This is a genomic window from Amycolatopsis sp. NPDC051071 (genome assembly GCF_040682875.1).
Classification (GTDB): domain Bacteria; phylum Actinomycetota; class Actinomycetes; order Mycobacteriales; family Pseudonocardiaceae; genus Amycolatopsis.
Genome location: NZ_JBFBBY010000332.1, coordinates 1 through 1,225, shown reverse-complemented (window position 1 = coordinate 1,225; position 1,225 = coordinate 1). Strand labels below are relative to the sequence as shown.

Annotated in this window: 1 protein-coding gene; it reads left to right on the top strand. The window is 63.8% G+C overall.

All coding sequences use genetic code 11. The annotated features are described in order from the left end of the window. Positions 1–196 precede the first annotated feature (196 nt). Entirely contained in the window at positions 197–1,162 is a 966-nt protein-coding gene (locus AB0M65_RS40860; RefSeq protein ID WP_364041070.1) for a hypothetical protein, read from the top strand. Positions 1,163–1,225: the final 63 nt, after the last annotated feature.

Sequence of the window (1,225 nt, the reverse complement as noted above, 5' to 3'; positions counted from 1 at the left end):
AGTCAAACGCGCCCTGCTCTTCAAGCGCGTCTAATCCTCCTGCGACCCAAGTACATGAAGGCCCCCTTCCTTGCGCCTAGCGCAAGGAAGGGGGCCTTCATGTACTTGGGGCTGAGTTATCCACAACAGGGCAGTTATCCACAGGTCGACAAATCAGCTCTGGTGGGCAGACGGTCCACACCCCACGCTGATCATCATGACCAAGCGGGGGAGATGGGCTCAGCATCCCGAACTGCTGCAAGAGCGGAGTCGCAACGGCGTCGTCCGAGCTTCTGACCTGGAAAGCCTGGAAATGAGCAGCCGGACGATTTACACCCGTTGCCTGCCCGGCGGCCCTTGGCAACGCCTGCTGCCGGGCATAATCCTGTTGCACAGCAACGAACCGACGGCCGAACAACTCGTGACGGCCGGCCTACTGCACGGCGGAGCGGACGCGGTGGTCACCGGCACCGAAGCCTGCGTGCGGCACGGCCTGCGCCCGGCCGCGATGCCGTCGGAGATGGGACTGCATCTACTCATCCCGCATGAACGGAAGGTCCGCAGTACCGGCTTCGCGACGATGGAACGGACGACCCGCTTGCCGCCGTCGATCGTCCGGGACGGAGTTCCCTTGGCACCGTTGATCCGAGCCACGACGGACACGGTGCGCCGGCTCGGGAACGCCGAGCAGGTCGAGGCGATCTTGATCGAAGCGGTCCAGAAGGGCGGCTGTCATCCGAAGGCCCTGCTTCGCGAACTCGATCACGGCACCCAACGAGGAACCGCGGTACCGAGACGTCTGCTGACCAGCTGGGTGGACCTACGTTCCATGGCGGAGTCGCGCGCCAAAATGCTCAGCCAACGCATGCCCTCGCCACCGAGCCATTGGAACGCCGCGATCTACGACCGGGAGGGGCACTACATCGGACGTCCCGACGCTTTGTGGGAAGACGTGGGTCTCGTCTGGGAAGTCGACTCTTTCGATTTCCATTTCCGCAAGTCGGACTACGCACGAACCCTTGCCCGCAACACGCGGTACGCCGCAGCAGGTCTCGTCATCGTGCAAACCCTGCCTTCCCAGTTGCGAGACGACCCTGACCGCGTCCTCGCCGACCTCACCTCCGCACACCGGGTGGCCGCTGCCAGGCCTCGACCCGACTTTCACCTCACGACCGCCGCCTGAAGTACATGAAGGCCCCCTTCCTTGCGCCAGGCGCAAGGAAGGGGGCCTTCATGTACTTCAGCT

Bases quoted from the DNA above. Each gene is read 5' to 3' on its own strand.
- AB0M65_RS40860 (WP_364041070.1), top strand. From the start codon at position 197: ATGACCAAGCGGGGGAGATGGGCTCAGCATCCCGAACTGCTGCAAGAG.